The sequence below is a fragment of the Enterococcus sp. AZ191 genome, assembly GCF_051713845.1.
GTDB lineage: Bacteria > Bacillota > Bacilli > Lactobacillales > Enterococcaceae > Enterococcus_B > Enterococcus_B durans.
Genome location: NZ_JBIOQS010000001.1, coordinates 2,565,966 through 2,584,490, shown reverse-complemented (window position 1 = coordinate 2,584,490; position 18,525 = coordinate 2,565,966). Strand labels below are relative to the sequence as shown.

The window sequence follows — 18,525 nt, the reverse complement described above, 5'->3', positions numbered from 1 at the left end:
AAAATGAAAGTTGCACTAGTCGGTAATCCAAATAGTGGAAAGACGAGTCTATTCAACGCATTGACAGGAGCAAATCAATATGTGGGAAACTGGCCCGGCGTGACCGTCGAAAAAAAAGAAGGGCACTTGAAGAAACATCCCACCATCTATATTCAAGATTTACCGGGGATCTATTCCCTTTCCCCCTATACGCCTGAAGAAGTGATTGCTAGAAATTATCTGATTGATGAACGACCTGATGTGATCATCAATATTGTAGATGCCATGAATTTGGAAAGAAATCTTTATTTGACTTCACAACTGCTTGATTTAGGTATTCCCGTCATTGTGGGATTAAATATGATGGATGTCGTTAAAAAAGACGGTCGAAAAATCAATAGTGAAAAATTAAGTTATGGGTTAGGCGTTCCTGTTGTTCCTATCAGTGTATTGAAAAGGGAAGGACTAGGAAAAATAACAGAAATGATCATTCAAGCGACCTATAGGAAGCTACCAACACCGCTCTCTTGTACATATGATGATCGCCTAGAAGCAGCATTGCATGAAATTGAGGATGTTTTAGACAATAGTGTTCCCGTTTTTAAACGATGGTATGCGATCAAACTGTTTGAGCGCGATCCTGAGATTTTGAAAGGTCTAAAAATTTCTGCAAAGCAATTAAAGGAAGTCGAACAATTGATCCGTTTGACTGAAAAGATTTTTGATGAAGATAGCGAGACGATTATCATCAATGAACGGTACGAATGGTTGACCCAATTAACGGCTCTTTGTGTGTTCACAAAGGACTCTTTTCAGCTTTCTATCAGTGATAAGATCGATCGGATCGTTACCAATCGGTGGTTTGCATTACCTATTTTTGCTTTTGTTATGTGGTTTGTCTACTATCTAGCTATCCAAACGATTGGGACGATCGGAACCGACTGGGTCAATGATACGTTGTTCGGCGGCTGGTTGCCAAACCATATTGAACAGTTATTAGTTGAGTGGCAAGTAGCTGATTGGATGCAACAATTGATTTTAAATGGGATCATTGCTGGAGTCGGAGCTGTTTTAGGATTTCTCCCACAATTAATCGTTCTTTTCTTATGCTTGAGCTTCTTAGAGGACTGCGGCTACATGGCACGGATCGCGTTTGTGATGGACCGATTGTTCCGAAAATTTGGTCTTTCAGGAAAATCATTTATTCCCATGCTGATTGCTACTGGTTGTGGGGTGCCGGGTGTAATGGCAAGTCGAACGATTGAAAATGAACAGGACAGACGGTTGACGATCATGGTCACTACATTTATGCCCTGTTCTGCAAAATTGCCTATCATTGCATTGATTACTGGAGCATTTTTCCCTCATGCTCCATGGGTTGCTCCTTCTGCCTATTTTTTAGGGATGACTTCTATTGTCATCTCTGGAATCATGTTGAAGAAAACTAAATTGTTTGCTGGAGACACGTCTCCTTTCATCATGGAATTGCCAACTTACCATTTGCCACAATGGTCGATCATTCTAAGACAGACATATGATCGAAGTAAGTCATTCGTGAAAAAGGCTGGCACGATTATTTTTGTCTCAAGTATCCTTATCTGGTTTACATCTTCATACAATTTTATCGGACAAGCTGTGCCTGAAAGTCAAAGTATCTTAGCAAGCTTTGGACGTGTGATTGCCCCTATTTTCCAACCCCTTGGCTGGGGAAACTGGCAAGGGACTGTAGCTACCATCACTGGTCTGATTGCGAAAGAAAATATCATTGGTACCTTTGGCATTTTATTTGGGCACAAAGAAGTTTCTGAAAATGGCCAAGAAATTTGGCTGGCATTGCAAAATACGTATACATCTGCCGCTGCTTATTCATTTTTAGCATTCAATTTGCTATGTGCTCCTTGTTTTGCCGCAATTGGCGCAATCCATCGGGAAATGAATTCTGCGAAATGGACGATGATCGCAGTAGGCTATCAATGCGGTTTTGCTTATTTGATCAGCTTTATTATCTATCAGCTCTCTCACTTGTTTGAAGGGGGACATTTAGTCATCCCAACTTATTTGGCAGGGATATGTATCGTTGGGATCTGTTATGCATTATTGAAAAAGAAAGCAAAGACTAGTAACGTATTAACCATTTCGTTAGAAGGTGAACAATAATATGGCAACATTTTTATTAAGCGTCTTGATATTTGGCAGTGCAGCAGCTATCGTTTATTCGCGATTAAAATCAGGAAAAACATGTGATGAATGTAAAAGTGCCTGTCCTGTAAAGAAGGTTCAAAAGAAAACGATGGTGGACTGATCTCTAGTCAGAAAAAATCACTTCTGCATAAAGAAATGCACGAAATGAACATAAGTTAAATAAGCAAAATAAAGCGCCGCATGTGAATGTCTTCATTGACTATTTCCTTGTGGCGCTTTATTTCCTCAAGCATGATCTAATGCTCGGGTCATAGCGCTGAGCTCACAACAATCAACTGTGTTCACCTAGCTGACCCTCGGCATTAAATCATAGCTACTCAAAACATGAAGAGCTGTTTCGAGTAGTTTCTCTTTAATGCTCGGGTCATAGCGCTAGGTTCACAACCTTTTGCTTATTTTTCTTTCCCATAGTAAGATGGAACAGAAAAGTAGAAGAGAGAGGAAAAAATATGGCTGGGAAGAAAAAGATCGTTCGGCCAAGATATCAACAGATTGCTGTTGATTTGGCAGAACGGATTGTGGAAAATCGTTACAAAATCGGTGAGAAAATACACGCGAGATCTACGTTAGCAAGTACATATAATGCATCTCCTGAAACGACGAGAAAAGCAATCAATGTGCTAGTCGATCTTGGAATCATGGAGGTTCGTCACGGAAGTGGCGCCTTTGTAGCATCAAAAGAAAAAGCAAAAGATTTTTTGTTGCAATATCAGGATGTCCAATCGATCCAAGAAACAAAAGCGGAGATCATGGCGAGTGTGGAAAAGCAACAAGAAGAGTTGGATCACTTTTCTCAATTACTGGATCAACTGGTAAATCAAACGAAGAGGATCCACAAGATGAACCCCTTATTGCCGTTTGAACTATTATTGACGAATGAGGCAACGCATCTCGATCAGTCAATCAGCGAGTTGAATATCTGGCAAGCAACTGGTGCGACGGTCATTGCAATCTCGCATGAAGAAGAGTTGCTTGTGTCACCTGGCCCATATGCTAAATTTACTGCGGGGGATACAGTCCACTTTATTGGAAATGAATTTACATTACAGCGAATGACCAATTTCTTTTATCCAGAAAATTAGCGTTGCAAGGGAGTTGCTTTTTCTCATCAAATTTTAAGCTTAGTAAATCCCAATCTAAAAGGGATTTGCCGAGCTTTTTTTCGTTTGATTAAAAGAATATAGTTAGCGTTTTTGACAAAAGTGACTACACGGTGTTAGTATAGTGTGGTCACTTTTTTCAGAAAGAAAAATGAATTTACATAGGTAAAGGAGAATTTGTTTGGTAAAAGTTGAAGTAAAGAATTTAACAAAGATATTTGGTAAAAAAACGCAAGCTGCTTTGGAAATGATGAAGAACCGGCAACCAAAGACAGATATATTAAAAAAGACTGGCGCGACCGTTGGTGTTTATGATGCAAGTTTTGATGTGCAAGAAGGAGAAATCTTCGTGATCATGGGGCTTTCAGGTAGTGGGAAATCAACATTGATCCGCTTACTGAACCGTTTGATCGAGCCGACTTCTGGAAATATTTATATTGATGGAGAAGATATTTCAAAATTAAGTAAAGAAGAACTTCGTGAAGTACGCCGCCATAAAATCAATATGGTTTTTCAAAATTTTGGCTTATTCCCTCATCGGACGATCTTAGAAAATACTGAATATGGATTAGAAGTTCGTGGAGTACCAAAAGAAGAACGGCAACAAAAAGCAGAGCAAGCATTGGAAAATTCAAGTTTGCTTTCATTCAAGGATCAATATCCTAGTCAATTATCTGGAGGGATGCAACAGCGCGTCGGTCTAGCTAGAGCATTAGCGAATGATCCAGAAATCTTACTGATGGATGAAGCTTTTTCTGCTCTTGATCCTTTGATCCGTAAGGAAATGCAAGATGAGTTACTCGATTTACAAGCGAACGTACAAAAAACAATCATTTTTATCACACATGATTTAAACGAAGCATTACGTATTGGTGATCGAATCGCTTTGATGAAAGATGGCGAAATCATGCAGATCGGGACTGGTGAAGAAATTTTGACCCACCCAGCGAATGATTATGTCCGTGAATTTGTTGAAGAAGTCGATCGTTCAAAAGTACTGACTGCCCAAAACATCATGGTACCTGCTTTAACGACGAACATCGAATCGGATGGGCCAAATGTAGCACTAACTAGAATGAGGAATGAAGAAGTAAGTATGCTGATGGCTGTAGATAGAAAAAGACATCTTAAAGGGATCATTACTGCAGATCAAGCATTAGAAGCAAGACGTCAAAAACGTCCGTTGATTGATTTCTTAGATGAAAATGTAACGGTGATTGGTAAAGATATGGTGGTTAGTGATATCTTCAATATCATCTATGACTCCCCAACTCCTCTAGCCGTTGTGGATAATGGCAAACTAAAAGGTGTTGTCATTCGCGGTAGTGTAATCGAAGCATTAGCAGAAACGAGTGAGGTGAGTGATGATGAATAATTTATTGAACTATCGATTACCAGTTGCTGATTGGGTAGAGAACATCACTGAATGGTTTACAACGACCTTTGCAGGATTATTCTCATTTTTACAAACGATTGGTCAAGCAGTAATGTCAGGGATCACTAATTTACTTTTGGTCATTCCCGCACCATTGTTTATCTTGATATTAACGATTGTTGCTTTCTTTATTTCTAAAAAACGTCCAGGATTAACGCTCTTCACACTGATTGGCTTATGGTTTATCTATAATCAAGGTTTGTGGACAGACTTGATGAATACAGTAACGCTCGTTTTATTATCCAGCGTTATTTCTATCATCATTGGTGTGCCATTAGGTATTTTGATGGCAAAAAGCAGCAAAGCTCAAAGCATCATTAAACCAATTCTTGACTTTATGCAAACAATGCCAGGATTTGTGTATTTGATTCCAGCAGTTGCTTTCTTTGGGATCGGTATGGTGCCGGGGGTATTTGCCTCTGTCATCTTTGCTTTACCACCGACTGTTCGTTTTACGAACTTAGGGATTCGCCAAGTACCAAAAGAGTTGGTCGAAGCGTCTGATTCATTTGGTAGTACAAGCTGGCAAAAATTATTCAAACTAGAATTGCCATTAGCTAAAAGTACGATCATGGCTGGGATCAATCAAACAACGATGTTATCTCTTTCAATGGTTGTCATTGCTTCAATGATTGGGGCACCTGGCTTAGGACGTGGCGTGTTATCTGCTTTACAACGTGCGCAAGTTGGTAACGGATTTGTTAATGGGGTAGCATTAGTCATCTTGGCGATTATCATTGACCGCTTCACACAGCATTTGAACCAGCCAAATAGTAAAAAGGCAGTAAATGGCTCAAAACAACCAAATAAAAAGCGTCAAGGGATCATCATTGGAGCTGTAGTCGTAGTGCTTTTAGGTGCGATCGGTTTAGGTAGTTTTTCAAGCGCAAAAGAAACGAAAAAAATCAATCTCTCTTACGTTGAGTGGGATACAGAGGTCGCTTCAACAAATGTTGTTGCGGAAGTGTTAAAGGGAATGGGCTATGATGTTACGATCACTCCTCTTGATAACTCGATCATGTGGGAATCTGTTTCAAAAGGTGAGTCAGATGGGATGGTTTCTGCATGGTTGCCAAAAACACATGGTTCACAATATGCACAATACAAAGATCAAATCAACGATCTAGGTGCCAACTTAACAGGTGCTAAAGTCGGCCTAGCTGTACCTAGTTATATGGATGTCAACTCTATTGCAGATTTAACTGACCAAGCAGATAAAAAAATTACTGGGATCGAACCTGGTGCAGGCGTCGTCAATGCAGCGGAAAACACGGTCAAGCAATACGATAATCTAAAAGGATGGACTGTTGAAACTTCCTCATCAGGCGCAATGACTGTTGCTTTAGGACAAGCAATCAAAAAGCATGAACCAATTGTGATCACCGGTTGGACACCACATTGGATGTTTGCTAAATATGATTTGAAATATTTGGAAGATCCGAAAAAAGCGATGGGAGATGCTGAAGAAATCCACACAGTTGTACGTAAAGGATTAAAAGAAGATCAGCCTGAAGCTTATAAAGTATTAGATAAATTCCATTGGACAGAAAAAGATATGGAAAAAGTCATGTTGGAAATCAACAATGGAAAAGAACCACAACAAGCAGCACAAGACTGGATCAAAGAAAATCAAAAAACAGTCGATAGCTGGAAAGAATAAGCATACTTTTCAAATTCAATGGGGAATAAGAAAATATCTAGCGTAGAAGAACCAATTCTATTCTAGATGTTTTTTTGTAAATGAGGTTGCAAAAATCTGAGCATGGATTGACTTGTTGCTGCCAGTTGTTACACTGAGAAAAGAAGGACATTTTAGTGAGGTAGGGGAGAGTAGAACATGATCAAATTGATATTGACTGATTTAGACGGAACATTTTTGGATAGTAAGGGTAGCTTCGATAAGGAGTTTTATCGACAGGTAAAAGGATCGATGGATGAACAAGCGATTTACTTTGCTCCTTGTACAGGAAAACAATGTGAACGTGTAGAAGAACTTTTTGGACCAGAACTTTCTAAGGATTTATGGATCTTAGGTGATAGTGCGACACGTATCAAGCACAATAATGAATACGTTTACGAATCGTTGCTGCCGAATGATCTTGGAATCAAACTGATCAATAAATTAGAAGAAATTGCCAATGATTATACTATCATTGCCTGTACGCCGACTGTAGCGATGATCAAAGAAACTACGTCTGAAGAGGACAAACAGATGGTGAGAGGTTCCTATCGAGAAGTTCGATTGGTAGAAGAGCTTCATAAAATAACCGAAGATTTTGTGAAGATCACTGTCTATGATAGAAAGAAAAGATGTTTTGAGTATGTAAAGGAACTGATGGAGTTCAAAGAACAGGCGTATATCGTTGCTTCTGAAGCCGCATGGATCGATATTTCAAATGCGGGTGTGCATAAAGGAACGACAGTGAAGGAATTGCAAAAACTGTTAGAGGTCACCAAGGAAGAAACGATGGCGTTTGGTGATGGTTTAAATGATATCGAATTGTTGAATGCTGCTACGTACAGTTTTGCGATGGGAAATGCTTTTGAGGAAACAAAAGCAGCAGCGAATTTCATCACTCGATCAAATGATGAACAAGGGGTACTACAGACGATTCAAAAAATAATTGCATTGCAAAAATAGTATAACGTTAGTTTTTCTAAGAGGTACCCTCAAGAAGTATAGAACATCGAATCAAACGCAAGAAAGAATAAGTGAATACCCGAAAATTCGACCCGAAAACCAAAAAATGTCATCACGTACATCTTTTTCGAAACTACCGAAGTAGCCAAAGATGTACTGATGACGTGGGTTTGGCACCCAATGGGCCGTGAGGGGCTCGAACCCGCGACCCGCTGATTAAGAGTCAGCTGCTCTACCAACTGAGCTAACGGCCCATATGAAAAGTACTTTATAATAGTAGCACTATGGATTTTAAAATGCAAGTCTGCGTTTGTAAAAATTCAAAAAAAACTTTACTTCTTTATAGGAAATCATTCATAGATTATTCATAAATGCCCCCTATTATATAAGTATACCAACCAACAAAAGTTCTTGTAAGAGAACAAACCCTAACACTTTTTCATTTTTTTTTTACTCCTTCCCGCCGTTACCCGCGGCGGGTCTCCTAATCTTAACGATGCTTAAAGAAACAAAGAGAAAAGTCCCCATTGAAAGTTCACTTTCAATGGGGACTTTTTGTTCATTCTGGTTGCTCTATCTGTAAGTGTATCCATGCAAAATCCCGACTTGTTCGAATCCAGCAGCGATTCCTGACTGATGGAACAGAATCTGTTTGTTCTTTTGTAAAGTCACTGTCATCTCAGTACTAGCTTTTTCCCGAATGACACGATTCATCAGTCCTTTATGAGGAGCCATCAATGGATGACCACCATTTTGCAGGACTTTGATCTGTAATATATATTGTTTTTGCTTGATTATTATAATCAACTGGTTTTCTTCGCAGAAGATGTCCATGATCTTGGCACCATAATAAGTAGCAAAACGATATTCTTTCCCGTGATAATGCAATACAGAGATGATACCTAAAAAGCGGCTACCCATAAAGGGGATTTCTGCTGCAGAAAAGAAAAAATTCGCTTCGGAAGTCGCAAACTGATTACATTGCGCCCAGAGATACGTAGCTGGAACAGAACTGCCCCAATCTTTTTCCAAATAACCAATACCGTTCGTAAAATCAATGATTTTTCCATCCCATACCAAAGTTCCCTTTAAAGAATGCCGCATACTTAAGATGCCATGGTAACACTCCATAAATGAGGGATAAGAAAAAGGCCCCATAATACTGGGAGAATAGGTTGATTTGTTTAGCACAGTAAAATCGCCAAATGTGATCGTCCCTTGGATTGTTAAGTCTGGACCTTTTAATGACAGAGAAAGTCCTTTTTCACTAAATACATTTGTCCCGATCTTAACGAATAATTGATCTTCTTTGATCCATAGATCTTGAGGTTCAAAATAGAACATTTCGGAATGCTCATGATTGATGACTTGGATAAAGGGATATTTCATGCCATCTTTTCCAACTGAATAACCGGGAATAAAGGCATAAACGTCTTTTTCGATTTGTTGCTTAAAATACCATCCTTCAAAAAAAAGATATTTTCTTTGTTCCCCTTGGAAGTATTTATCTGTTGAAATCATTCTCGTTCCCTCCGTTCAGGTACATTTTACCATGGGAGATTGAAAGCCTATGCATAAAAGGCTTCTTGATATAGAGGAGGTCGGTTATTCGGTTAGTTAGTCATAATAAGTGGGCAATTGTATTTGTTTTTTTCCCAATATTTTTTTAAAATACAAAATTAATATAAACTTTTCATCTAGTTAAGGTAACTAGATTGAATGTTTTTGATAACTTTGATAAGATGTAAATGAAAACAAAAAAGGGAGATAAAACCATGGAAAAGATGAAGCAACAATTAATCGAGTGGGGAAAAGACCTAGAAGATTTCCACTTGCCACATTGGGAAGAACTTCCTGATTTAGATCTTTATATGGATCAAGTGAGAACATTAGTCGATCGCTATCTTTCTCCAGTCATTCAAGGAGAAAAGCATCCTTTACTCACCTCATCAATGGTCAATAATTATGTGAAACTTGGGTTGATACCAGCGCCTGTCAAGAAAAGATATAACAAAGAACATGTGGCATTTTTGATTGCGATCACGACTTTGAAACAGGTCTTGACGATTCCTGAAATCAAGGAAGGTATCTTATTTCAAGGGAAAACAGTAGGAATCCGCGAAGCCTATAATTTATTCTGTTCTGAACAAGAAACTGCGGTCAAAATGGTCAGCCGACTAGCGCAAGGAGAAAATTATCCACCGTTCCTTGATCAAGAAACGCCGGTGGAATATATTGCTGTTCGGTCGGCCACGTTGTCTTTTGCTATGAAGTTATTGGCAGAAAAGACGATTAGCTTAGAAACAGAGTATTTAATTGAGGAGAAAAAAAATGAAAAATAAAATTGCTATTTTAGTAGATTCTGGTACAGATGTACCACAAGAATTGATTGAAAAATATCAGATGTATGTTATCCCATTAAAAATCATCTATAAAGATAAAGTTTATACAGATAAAGTCGATATTACGCCAGAAGAGATCTATCAAAGATTACCGCAAGAAATTCCTGGAACCTCTCTACCCGATGGTGAAACGATCACTAAGATTTTTGAAAAGATCAAAGCAGATGGCTACGATAAAGTGTTAGCTATTACTATTTCTAGCGGGTTAAGTGGTACTTTCAATATCGTGCGACTGATTGCAGAACAGCAAGAAGAATTGGAAGCGTATGTATTAGATACGAAGAACATTGGAATCGGAGCAGGTTTCTCTGCGATCCAAGCAGCAAAGTGGTTAGAAGAAGGAGTCGAATGGCAGACATTGATCGACAAGTTGAACGAACTAGTGGAGCACACAAAAGTGTTCTTCAATGTAGCGACTTTAGAATATCTGCAAAAAGGTGGACGTATCGGTTTGGTTGCTTCTATCCTTGGGAATGCGTTAAAACTAAACCCCATCATCTCTTGTAACGACGAAGGTATTTATTATACTGTTGGCAAGGCAAGAGGTCGTAAGAAAAGTTTAGATAAAACAGTTGGCTATGTGCGCGAACGAATTGGCACAGCTAAAGTGTTCAATCTAGCGGTTGCACATGGTGATGCGAAAGAGGAAGCCATCGCAATGGTGGAAAGACTAAAAACTGAATTTCCTCAAGCACAGCACGTTTACTTTGGACAAATATCTCCAGCGTTAGTTGTCCATACAGGGCCGGGATTGCTAGGTGTAGGAATACAAGTTTTGGAAAACTAAACAATCGTTGAAAAGAATACCAAGAATGTAGTGAAGAAGTCTTTCGGAAAAGTCAGGTTGGAAATCTATCTGTGAAGGACAAACTATTTTCTTGGTGTTTTTTTGCGAAGTTTTCTACTAAAAAAGCTACGTAAGAAGGACATTTTCTAAATAACACCACATTTAATAATACGTGTTATTGAAAGTTTGCAGAAAATGTTATAATCAGAAGTGGAGGTGTTTTTTTATGAAAAAAGGAATTGCAGAACTTATTGGTACGTATATTTTAGTTTTTGTAGGAACGGGAGCGGCTGTACTAGGCGGTGGTGCTTCAGGAATCGTCGGTACTACTGGGATTGCCTTGGCTTTTGGTTTGACGATCATTGCAGCAACATATAGTATCGGAACGATTTCAGGTGCACATCTGAACCCAGCTGTTTCAATTGCAATGTGGTTGAACAAACGCATTACAACAACTGAATTATTTTATTATATGGCGGGACAAATCGTTGGGGCTTTTGCGGCGTCATTATCCTTAGCGGGCATATTAGATTCTGCTGGTAAAGGTGTCGACAATCTAGGGCAAAATACATTTGAAATGGGTGTAGGTGGTGCCTTGGCAGTTGAAATCATCCTCACATTTATTTTTGTATTAGTGATCATGACAGTGACAAGTCCAAGCAAAGGAAACAGTAGACTAGCAGGAATCGTTATTGGATTGACATTGACACTAGTCCATTTCGTGGGTGTACCATTGACTGGAATGTCTGCCAATCCAGCTCGTAGTCTAGCACCAGCATTCTTAGTAGGTGGACAAGCATTGGATCAAGTTTGGGTATTCGTAGTAGCACCAATCGTCGGGGGAATCATTGCGGCACTTGTAGCAAAAAAACTCTTGGAAACCGAAGATCTAGATACCATCGAAGTTTGATGTGAGGTCAGTGTCATTCTGAGTGATGACAGCAAGAAACTGTAGAAGCGAGAAACAGAGATATTCGTTTGAAAAATCGAAAATGGAAACGCTAAGGTTCAAGGAATAAAGGTCAAAAAATTATTCTTAAAATTTTGAGAATTTTCGCTTTATTCTTAGAAAAGTGTTTGCCATAGTCATCGATTAGTCGAATTTAGAGGTGAGACAAAAGTGGTTTTTACTTTTGTTCCACCTTTTTTTAAAAAGGCTTTTGAGACCTTGTTTTTTACAGAGATGAAACATATTCGGAAATAAGTTATAATAGAAAAGTATGACAATAAATAAAAAAGAGGTGGCTCTTTATGAAAAAGATTTTAGTTGTCGATGACGAAAAACCGATTTCGGATATCGTCAAATTTAATTTAGCCAAAGAAGGCTATGATGTTTACACTGCTTATGACGGGGAAGAAGCCTTGGAAAAAGTGACTGAGGTAGAACCTGATTTGATTTTACTGGATTTGATGTTGCCAAAAATGGATGGGCTGGAAGTGGCTCGTGAAGTACGCAAAACTTACGATATGCCGATCATTATGGTAACGGCAAAGGATTCTGAAATCGATAAAGTTTTAGGTCTAGAATTAGGCGCAGATGATTATGTCACCAAGCCGTTTTCTAATCGTGAGTTAGTCGCTCGGGTCAAAGCAAATCTTCGCAGAGGAGCAACTGCATCTAAAGAAGTAGAGGAAGAAACGCCGTCAGAATTAGTGATCGGCGATTTGACGATCCATCCAGATGCGTACATGGTAACCAAACGAGGAGAAACGATCGAATTGACACATCGTGAATTTGAATTGCTCTTTTATTTAGCCAAACATATTGGGCAGGTGATGACCCGTGAACACTTATTACAAACTGTTTGGGGTTATGACTATTTTGGGGATGTACGAACAGTGGACGTTACAGTACGACGTTTACGCGAAAAAATTGAAGATAATCCGAGTCACCCTAATTATCTAGTGACGCGTCGAGGTGTCGGGTACTATTTACGTAACCAAGAACAGGAGTAGTTGATGAAAAGGAAAGTCCGATTTTTTCGATCAGTCAATTTTAAAATAGCCATTACATTTATTTTGATTTTGCTGATCTCTATTGAAATTATTGGAGCGTATTTCATCCGAGGACTGGAACGTTCAACGATCAATACGTTTATCAAAGATATGAATCAGACGGTTGAATCATTAGCAACTACGATCAGCCCTGAATTGAATCGTAAAGATAGCGCAGATACAGACGAAGTAAATGCGAATATCAAGCGATTTATTGAAACGAGTGCATCTAGTGATATTCTGGAGATGCGTGTGGTGGACGAAAAAGGGATCATACGTGGGACAACAGATGTGAGTGAGCAGAGTTCTATTGGCAAAAAAAATGATTATGTCGATATCAATGACTTCACAACCAAACGCTATGTAGCACTCGACAATGACGATAAGCGGGTGAACATCAATATTCAACCTATCCTATCCCCGACCGGTGATGCCGTTATCGGGGCTCTTTACGTCAAAAGCAATATCGAACAAAAATATTCAGAAATCAATAATACCGCACTTATCTTCTTCACTGCCTCATTGATTGCTGCATTTATCTCTATGATCGTTTCCGTCCTAGTCGCGCGTTCAATCACCCAACCAATCGGAGAGATGCGTGAGCAAGCGATTCGGATCGCCCGAGGAGATTATAGTCGGAAAGTCAAAGTCCATGGTCAAGATGAATTGGGGCAACTGGCTGATACATTCAATCAATTAGCTGAACGTATCGAAGAAGCACAAGATACGATGGAAGCTGAAAGAAATCGGCTAGATAGCGTCCTTTCTCATATGACAGATGGAGTAATTGCCACAGACCGTCGAGGCAAGGTGATCACGATCAATGACATGGCGATCTCATTGTTGGATGTAAAAAATGAAGAGGCGATCGGGCAATCGATCTTAACATTACTGGACATTGAAGAAGAGTACACGTTACGAAAATTGTTGGAAGATCCGAATGAAATGGTTCTCGACCGTTCAACGGGATTGATGGAAAGTGACCAAATGATTTTACGCGTAGAATTTTCGATGATCCGCAGAGAATCTGGATTTATCAGTGGTTTAGTTGCGGTTCTTCACGATGTCACAGAGCAAGAAAAAACAGAAAGAGAACGACGTGAGTTCGTATCGAATGTTTCACATGAATTGCGGACACCATTGACGAGTATGCGCAGCTATATCGAAGCATTAAGTGAAGGTGCTTGGAAAGACGAAGAAGTTGCCCCTAACTTTTTAAAAGTTACGCTAGATGAAACGGATCGGATGATTCGGATGATCAATGATCTGCTAAATCTTTCAAGGATGGATACAGGAAATACGCAACTTCAACTAGAATATGTGAATTTCAATGAACTAGTTAATTTTGTACTTGACCGATTTGATATGATGGTTGGTAATCAGGAAAAAAATTATCGGATCAAAAGAGAATTTACCCAAAGAGATCTATGGGTGGAAATCGATACAGACAAGATCATTCAAGTGGTGGATAATATCATGAATAATGCAATCAAATATTCTCCAGATGGTGGAACGATCACCTGTCGATTACTAGAAACACACAATAATGTGATTTTAAGTATTACAGACCAAGGGCTAGGGATTCCTAAAAAAGACTTGAACCGAGTTTTTGAGCGCTTCTACCGTGTTGATAAAGCACGAGCAAGAGCCCAAGGAGGAACTGGGCTGGGACTTGCGATTTCAAGAGAAGTGATAAAAGCACATCGTGGTGCGATCTGGGCAGAAAGTAAAGAAGGACAAGGTTCAACTTTCTATATTTCTTTACCATATGAACCTTATGAGGAGGAATGGTGGGAATGAAAATATCTGAAAAAGTTGTTCGGATCGGACTGATTTTGATGATTGCTTTAAGCATCTATTTCTCTTATGCCATTTGGTTAAGCCCAGCAGGAAAGACATCGATCAATGTCGATGAAACTAGCTCTCAAGTAATGGAATCTCAAAATTATCGTAAAGCATCAGAGGTATTTCTACCGTTGCATCTAACCTGGATAAATGCTGGATCGCTGAAAGAAACAAACAGTGAGAATCTTATTACCCGTTTACAAACGGTCGTTGAAGGGGCAAGATTTGGTCGACTTTCTGAAGTGGTTTCTGGAAACTTAGAAAAGTTCAATCAGACAAAAACAATTGATAAGGGTGTCGAACTTACGTATAATGCACCGTTGCTTTTAAGCGAATATAAAGATGCCTTTCATTTGAATTTTGATATTTCAGCAATTACCAAGGAAGATGATACGCCTTATTTCAATCGTATCCAATTCGATGAGAAAAAGGATAAGGTACGTTTTATCAATTATTCTGATCACACGATTTATGAGGCGAGTATTTCGATCGATTGGTCGGATCTAGAGAAAGAATTAAAAGCTACAGGAATTAAATGGACAGAAATGAATGCTGAACCATCTATCATGCCAACGCAGTATGATACAAAAAATCCTGTGAAGCTGAAGAAATATAGTTACATCTTGTCACAACAACCATATACAGTATTTCGAAATGCTTTTTTTCAAAAAACTGATGAAGTAAAGAATAATGATGAGAGCAGTGAATTGATTTTCTATGATAGAAATGAAACGATGTTGATCCACTCGGACACACAAGTCGTTGATTTTCGGGGAGAAACTCCGGAAGAAGCCTCTGGCGATATTTTTTCCGAAAGTTTCCCTTATATTAGTAAGCTAGGTAGTTCTCTTGGTAATATGCGCTACTTTGATCGTAAGGAAAATAAAATCGATTATCGGATATTTGTAGAAGGATTTCCTGTCTTTGGTTCGGATAGTAAGGGACAGGTTGGAATTGAGATTGGTGATGATTCCGGCGGGTCTGAAGTGAATATCCAAACAAGTTTGAATACGATCCAAGTGCCGATCCCTTCTGATGAGGAAGTAGAATTACCGAATACAGAAAATGTTATTCAAAATTTAGTCGATAAAGGTGCAGATAAAGGGAAAATCCAATCGATCATCGTGGGGTATACATGGCAAAATATCAAAGAAACGAATCGTGTCGTCGATCTATTGCCAGAATGGTATGTGAAATATCAAGAACAATGGTATTCCGTAAGTGAGTTGCTTGTAAGGTTACCTGGATCGGAGGCGAAATAAATGGATTTCAAAAAGATTGAATGGATCTTTTTCGTTGCCTTTTTAGGTCTTAACATTTTCTTATTCAGTAGTTACCATGATGCTATAAATCAAGAAAACAATGTTATTCGCTCTGATCAAACAGAATCGATCCAGCAACGCCTTGCCAGTGATGACATTTCATATACAGGGAAGATCTCCTCTGAAAGTCGTCAAGGGTATTACCTTAGTGCAGAAGAAACAGATCTTAGCAGTGAACTGACGGATTATCGCCGTAATTCAGATAAAAGAGGTTTGTTAAGTAGCGGGGTCGTATTAAATGATGATGTGCTAACAAAGACGTTATCAGAAACAGAATCAGAAAAGAGTATGTTTGATCCTGATCAGTTAGGTCATTCTGTTGCAGATTTTTTAGCTAATAAAGAGGATGTATTGTTTGGCACTGATTATATGTATATGAAGCATTTCTCGACACTAGGTGGAGACTCTCCTGAAATTGAAGCAAGTCAAGTGTACGAAGGCTTACCTTTCTATGATGACACAGCGAAAATCGTGTTTTCATTGGATAAGGTAGACAACCGCTACGCAGTCACCAAATACACCCAGACACATCTTTCAGGTATTGAACAGCTACGTGAGAAAACAGAATTACACACAGAAGAAGATGCAATCAAAACATTATATATAAATAACAAAATTTCCCGAGGTTCAAAGATTTTATGGCGACAATTGGCGTACTCCTGTATTCTTAAAGTACGTGAAAAAAATGTTTATGTACCTATCTGGTATGTAGCAATCGAAACAGCTGATAAAGTAACACAAGTTGAATCAGTCAATGCATTCAGTAATACAATTATTACAAATAATACGATTCCAAAGGTGGAAGATCATTAAAAAAGTAGGTATAATGAAAAAAGTTTACAAAGTAAGAAGGGAAGTAGTGAAATGGCTGAAGAAAAACCAGCTTTCAAAATCAGTATCCTAGCAAGCGGAAGCTCTGGAAATTCACTTTATATTGAAAGTGATAAAAAGCGACTTCTGGTGGATGCTGGACTCAGCGGGAAAAAAATTACTTCTTTAATGGCACAGATTGATCGGACACCTGACCAGTTAGATGGGATTTTAGTAACGCATGAACATCGAGATCATATTCATGGTGTCGGTGTATTAGCGAGAAAGTATCATTTAGATGTCTTTGCCAATGAAAAAACTTGGGAAGCGATGTCGCCATTGATCGGAAATGTTCCAATTGAGCAAAAACATTTATTTGAAATGGGGAAGATTCAAACTTTTGGCGATCTAGACGTTGAAAGTTTTGGGGTATCACACGATGCAGCAGCACCACAATTCTATCGTTTCTATAAAGAAAATCGGTCATTTGTCATGTTGACAGATACCGGATATTGTAATGATCGTATGCGTGGGATCATCAAGAATGCAGATGGCTATCTTATGGAAAGCAATCATGATCTGGAAATGCTTCGCATGGGACCTTATCCGTGGAATCTAAAGCAACGGATTCTAGGGGATCGAGGCCATCTTTCTAATGAAGACGGGGCGCTAGTTATGACAGATGTGATTGGTGACCGAACAAAACGAATCTATCTGGGACATTTAAGTAAAGAAAACAATATGAAAGAACTTGCGCATTTAACCATGGAAAATGTCCTTAAAGAAAAAGATCTAGGTGTTGGTCATGACTTTGATGTCTATGACACAGATCCAGATGAAGCAACGGAACTATTTTCAATATGATCGTTCCATGATTAGAGAAAAGTAGTTGTATCTATACACTAAAAAATGAATGTTCTCTTCATAACAAGTTAGGACTCACAAATTTTTGTGAATCCTAGCTTGTTTTTTTGTCATCTTAAATCAGAACAACTATTTCTAAATGAAGAAATAATGATGGCTTGTTTGTTCCAAGAATCGGTTATGCTCAAAGCAATCAAACGTTTAATCCAAAAAAAGGGGAAAGAAAATGAGAAAAAAACTAAATTGGTGTTAACCGTAAATCAAAGACGTCATATTGAACGTGAACTACTCAGAGTGACAAGTGTAACAAAGGTTGCTAGATCTAGCCATGTTCCTCTAAAACTAGTAAAATTTGTCAAACAAGAACTAATCAAAAAAAAAGAAACTAACAGGAAATGAAATAAGGCAGTCTATCAAAAAGAAGACAAATGCCTTTCAAAAGGAAAGTGTAAAATCAACACCGATAAAAACTGTAGAAAAACAAAAAGATTTAAGACAGAAGCAATCCGATGATACGGCAAAAATGTCGTCGAATCGGGCGAGAAAAAAGCAAAATCTAGAGAGAAGCATATCCAATGTGTCAGGTAAGAGGAATACAAACAGGCAAGAATTGAAAATTAGTACAAAAGCGCAAGTTGAACGTCTAAAATATAAATATAAAAGACAAAAATTAAAAACTTACAGAAATAAATTAAAGCTGGATTTAAACAAAATCGACATGATTGAAAAAGAAGTAAACCTAGAAAGAAAAAAAGTGGAGCTAGAGAGAAAAGAAGTAGACTTAGAAAGAAGAGAAGTAACTATAGAGAGAAAAAATCTAGAGCTGATAATGAAAGAACAAAAAATCAAACAAACAGGTGAGAGGCCAGAAATAAATGAACAAAGGCAGAAATGAATGTACTTGGACTCATCCTATATACATAAACAAAAATTATTACATAATAAAGACAGCGGTGGAGTTGAAGCAGAAACCTATATGAGTATTACGGATCTGAAGAAACGTGGGTATGAATTTATGTCTAATAAAAAAATTTTGCATGATAGGACTGAGTCGGCAATAAGATCTCGTCAGGACTAGGGTAACGTTCATTGAAGATATCATCGTAGAACTATTTAGAAAAATTGGCGAAGGGATTCTGCATG

General features: G+C 38.5%; 17 protein-coding genes and 1 tRNA gene. 16 read left to right on the top strand and 2 right to left on the bottom strand.

Annotation, left to right across the window (positions count from 1 at the left end; genetic code table 11):
• The first annotated feature begins 3 nt into the window (after positions 1 to 3).
• The 6 genes from feoB to IGI47_RS12470 all read left to right on the top strand — a co-directional run bounded on the left by feoB (position 4) and on the right by IGI47_RS12470 (position 7,357).
• Entirely contained in the window at positions 4 to 2,136 is a 2,133-nt protein-coding gene (gene feoB / locus IGI47_RS12495) for a ferrous iron transport protein B (RefSeq protein WP_438784363.1), read from the top strand.
• 1 nt (position 2,137) lies between these two features.
• Complete coding sequence (locus IGI47_RS12490) at positions 2,138 to 2,281, top strand: hypothetical protein (protein WP_016177900.1); 144 nt, start codon at positions 2,138 to 2,140, stop codon at positions 2,279 to 2,281.
• A gap of 349 nt (positions 2,282 to 2,630) precedes the next feature.
• Positions 2,631 to 3,263, top strand: a complete 633-nt coding sequence (locus IGI47_RS12485) for a GntR family transcriptional regulator (RefSeq protein ID WP_005878951.1) — start codon at positions 2,631 to 2,633, stop codon at positions 3,261 to 3,263.
• Between the two features lie 199 nt (positions 3,264 to 3,462).
• Entirely contained in the window at positions 3,463 to 4,656 is a 1,194-nt protein-coding gene (locus IGI47_RS12480; protein ID WP_005878949.1) for a quaternary amine ABC transporter ATP-binding protein, read from the top strand.
• The gene (locus IGI47_RS12475) at positions 4,649 to 6,376 is read left to right on the top strand and encodes an ABC transporter permease/substrate binding protein (protein WP_311930800.1); all 1,728 of its coding nucleotides are present in this window, start codon (positions 4,649 to 4,651) and stop codon (positions 6,374 to 6,376) included. Before IGI47_RS12480 ends, IGI47_RS12475 begins: the two co-directional genes overlap by 8 nt.
• A gap of 177 nt (positions 6,377 to 6,553) precedes the next feature.
• Complete coding sequence (locus IGI47_RS12470) at positions 6,554 to 7,357, top strand: Cof-type HAD-IIB family hydrolase (protein ID WP_438784362.1); 804 nt, start codon at positions 6,554 to 6,556, stop codon at positions 7,355 to 7,357.
• A gap of 181 nt (positions 7,358 to 7,538) precedes the next feature.
• Here the strand turns inward: IGI47_RS12470 and IGI47_RS12465 are convergent.
• Positions 7,539 to 7,611 (bottom strand) — tRNA-Lys (locus IGI47_RS12465).
• A 319-nt stretch (positions 7,612 to 7,930) separates the two neighbouring features.
• Positions 7,931 to 8,878 carry a tocopherol cyclase family protein gene (locus tag IGI47_RS12460; protein WP_438784361.1) on the bottom strand — a complete coding sequence of 316 codons (948 nt, stop codon included), beginning with the start codon at positions 8,876 to 8,878 and terminating at the stop codon, positions 7,931 to 7,933.
• Between the two features lie 254 nt (positions 8,879 to 9,132).
• Between IGI47_RS12460 and IGI47_RS12455 the strand changes: the two genes are divergently transcribed.
• The 10 genes from IGI47_RS12455 (at position 9,133) to IGI47_RS12410 (ending at position 18,277) form a co-directional block, all read left to right on the top strand.
• Positions 9,133 to 9,699, top strand: a complete 567-nt coding sequence (locus IGI47_RS12455) for a DUF1836 domain-containing protein (protein WP_005878940.1) — start codon at positions 9,133 to 9,135, stop codon at positions 9,697 to 9,699.
• The gene (locus tag IGI47_RS12450; RefSeq protein ID WP_142422426.1) at positions 9,689 to 10,546 is read left to right on the top strand and encodes a DegV family protein; all 858 of its coding nucleotides are present in this window, start codon (positions 9,689 to 9,691) and stop codon (positions 10,544 to 10,546) included. Before IGI47_RS12455 ends, IGI47_RS12450 begins: the two co-directional genes overlap by 11 nt.
• Positions 10,547 to 10,772: 226 nt before the next feature.
• Positions 10,773 to 11,456 carry an MIP/aquaporin family protein gene (locus IGI47_RS12445; RefSeq protein ID WP_311930796.1) on the top strand — a complete coding sequence of 228 codons (684 nt, stop codon included), beginning with the start codon at positions 10,773 to 10,775 and terminating at the stop codon, positions 11,454 to 11,456.
• A gap of 341 nt (positions 11,457 to 11,797) precedes the next feature.
• Positions 11,798 to 12,502, top strand: coding sequence for a response regulator YycF (gene yycF / locus IGI47_RS12440; RefSeq protein WP_005878934.1), 705 nt, complete (start codon positions 11,798 to 11,800; stop codon positions 12,500 to 12,502).
• A 3-nt stretch (positions 12,503 to 12,505) separates the two neighbouring features.
• Positions 12,506 to 14,341, top strand: coding sequence for a cell wall metabolism sensor histidine kinase WalK (gene walK / locus IGI47_RS12435; RefSeq protein ID WP_005878932.1), 1,836 nt, complete (start codon positions 12,506 to 12,508; stop codon positions 14,339 to 14,341).
• Positions 14,338 to 15,648: a YycH family regulatory protein gene (locus IGI47_RS12430; RefSeq protein WP_438784360.1), complete on the top strand. Its 1,311-nt coding sequence runs from the start codon at positions 14,338 to 14,340 to the stop codon at positions 15,646 to 15,648. Before walK ends, IGI47_RS12430 begins: the two co-directional genes overlap by 4 nt.
• Positions 15,649 to 16,521: a two-component system regulatory protein YycI gene (locus IGI47_RS12425; RefSeq protein WP_311930794.1), complete on the top strand. Its 873-nt coding sequence runs from the start codon at positions 15,649 to 15,651 to the stop codon at positions 16,519 to 16,521.
• 51 nt (positions 16,522 to 16,572) lie between these two features.
• On the top strand, positions 16,573 to 17,382 hold the full coding sequence (locus IGI47_RS12420) for an MBL fold metallo-hydrolase (protein ID WP_311930793.1): 810 nt from the start codon (positions 16,573 to 16,575) through the stop codon (positions 17,380 to 17,382).
• Positions 17,383 to 17,535: 153 nt separating this feature from the next.
• Positions 17,536 to 17,781, top strand: a complete 246-nt coding sequence (locus IGI47_RS12415; RefSeq protein WP_438784359.1) for a hypothetical protein — start codon at positions 17,536 to 17,538, stop codon at positions 17,779 to 17,781.
• A gap of 178 nt (positions 17,782 to 17,959) precedes the next feature.
• Positions 17,960 to 18,277 carry a hypothetical protein gene (locus IGI47_RS12410; RefSeq protein WP_438784358.1) on the top strand — a complete coding sequence of 106 codons (318 nt, stop codon included), beginning with the start codon at positions 17,960 to 17,962 and terminating at the stop codon, positions 18,275 to 18,277.
• Positions 18,278 to 18,525 lie beyond the last annotated feature (248 nt).

What these genes read in the sequence shown, in the direction of transcription:
- IGI47_RS12475 (WP_311930800.1), top strand. Translation starts at nt 4,649, where the DNA reads ATGAATAATTTATTGAACTATCGATTACCAGTTGCTGATTGGGTAGAG.
- IGI47_RS12430 (WP_438784360.1), top strand. Translation starts at nt 14,338, where the DNA reads ATGAAAATATCTGAAAAAGTTGTTCGGATCGGACTGATTTTGATGATT.
- feoB (WP_438784363.1), top strand. Translation starts at nt 4, where the DNA reads ATGAAAGTTGCACTAGTCGGTAATCCAAATAGTGGAAAGACGAGTCTA.
- IGI47_RS12460 (WP_438784361.1), bottom strand. Translation starts at nt 8,878, where the DNA reads ATGATTTCAACAGATAAATACTTCCAAGGGGAACAAAGAAAATATCTT.
- IGI47_RS12450 (WP_142422426.1), top strand. Translation starts at nt 9,689, where the DNA reads ATGAAAAATAAAATTGCTATTTTAGTAGATTCTGGTACAGATGTACCA.
- IGI47_RS12485 (WP_005878951.1), top strand. Translation starts at nt 2,631, where the DNA reads ATGGCTGGGAAGAAAAAGATCGTTCGGCCAAGATATCAACAGATTGCT.
- IGI47_RS12455 (WP_005878940.1), top strand. Translation starts at nt 9,133, where the DNA reads ATGGAAAAGATGAAGCAACAATTAATCGAGTGGGGAAAAGACCTAGAA.
- IGI47_RS12420 (WP_311930793.1), top strand. Translation starts at nt 16,573, where the DNA reads ATGGCTGAAGAAAAACCAGCTTTCAAAATCAGTATCCTAGCAAGCGGA.
- IGI47_RS12470 (WP_438784362.1), top strand. Translation starts at nt 6,554, where the DNA reads ATGATCAAATTGATATTGACTGATTTAGACGGAACATTTTTGGATAGT.
- walK (WP_005878932.1), top strand. Translation starts at nt 12,506, where the DNA reads ATGAAAAGGAAAGTCCGATTTTTTCGATCAGTCAATTTTAAAATAGCC.
- IGI47_RS12425 (WP_311930794.1), top strand. Translation starts at nt 15,649, where the DNA reads ATGGATTTCAAAAAGATTGAATGGATCTTTTTCGTTGCCTTTTTAGGT.
- yycF (WP_005878934.1), top strand. Translation starts at nt 11,798, where the DNA reads ATGAAAAAGATTTTAGTTGTCGATGACGAAAAACCGATTTCGGATATC.
- IGI47_RS12490 (WP_016177900.1), top strand. Translation starts at nt 2,138, where the DNA reads ATGGCAACATTTTTATTAAGCGTCTTGATATTTGGCAGTGCAGCAGCT.
- IGI47_RS12445 (WP_311930796.1), top strand. Translation starts at nt 10,773, where the DNA reads ATGAAAAAAGGAATTGCAGAACTTATTGGTACGTATATTTTAGTTTTT.
- IGI47_RS12415 (WP_438784359.1), top strand. Translation starts at nt 17,536, where the DNA reads ATGGCTTGTTTGTTCCAAGAATCGGTTATGCTCAAAGCAATCAAACGT.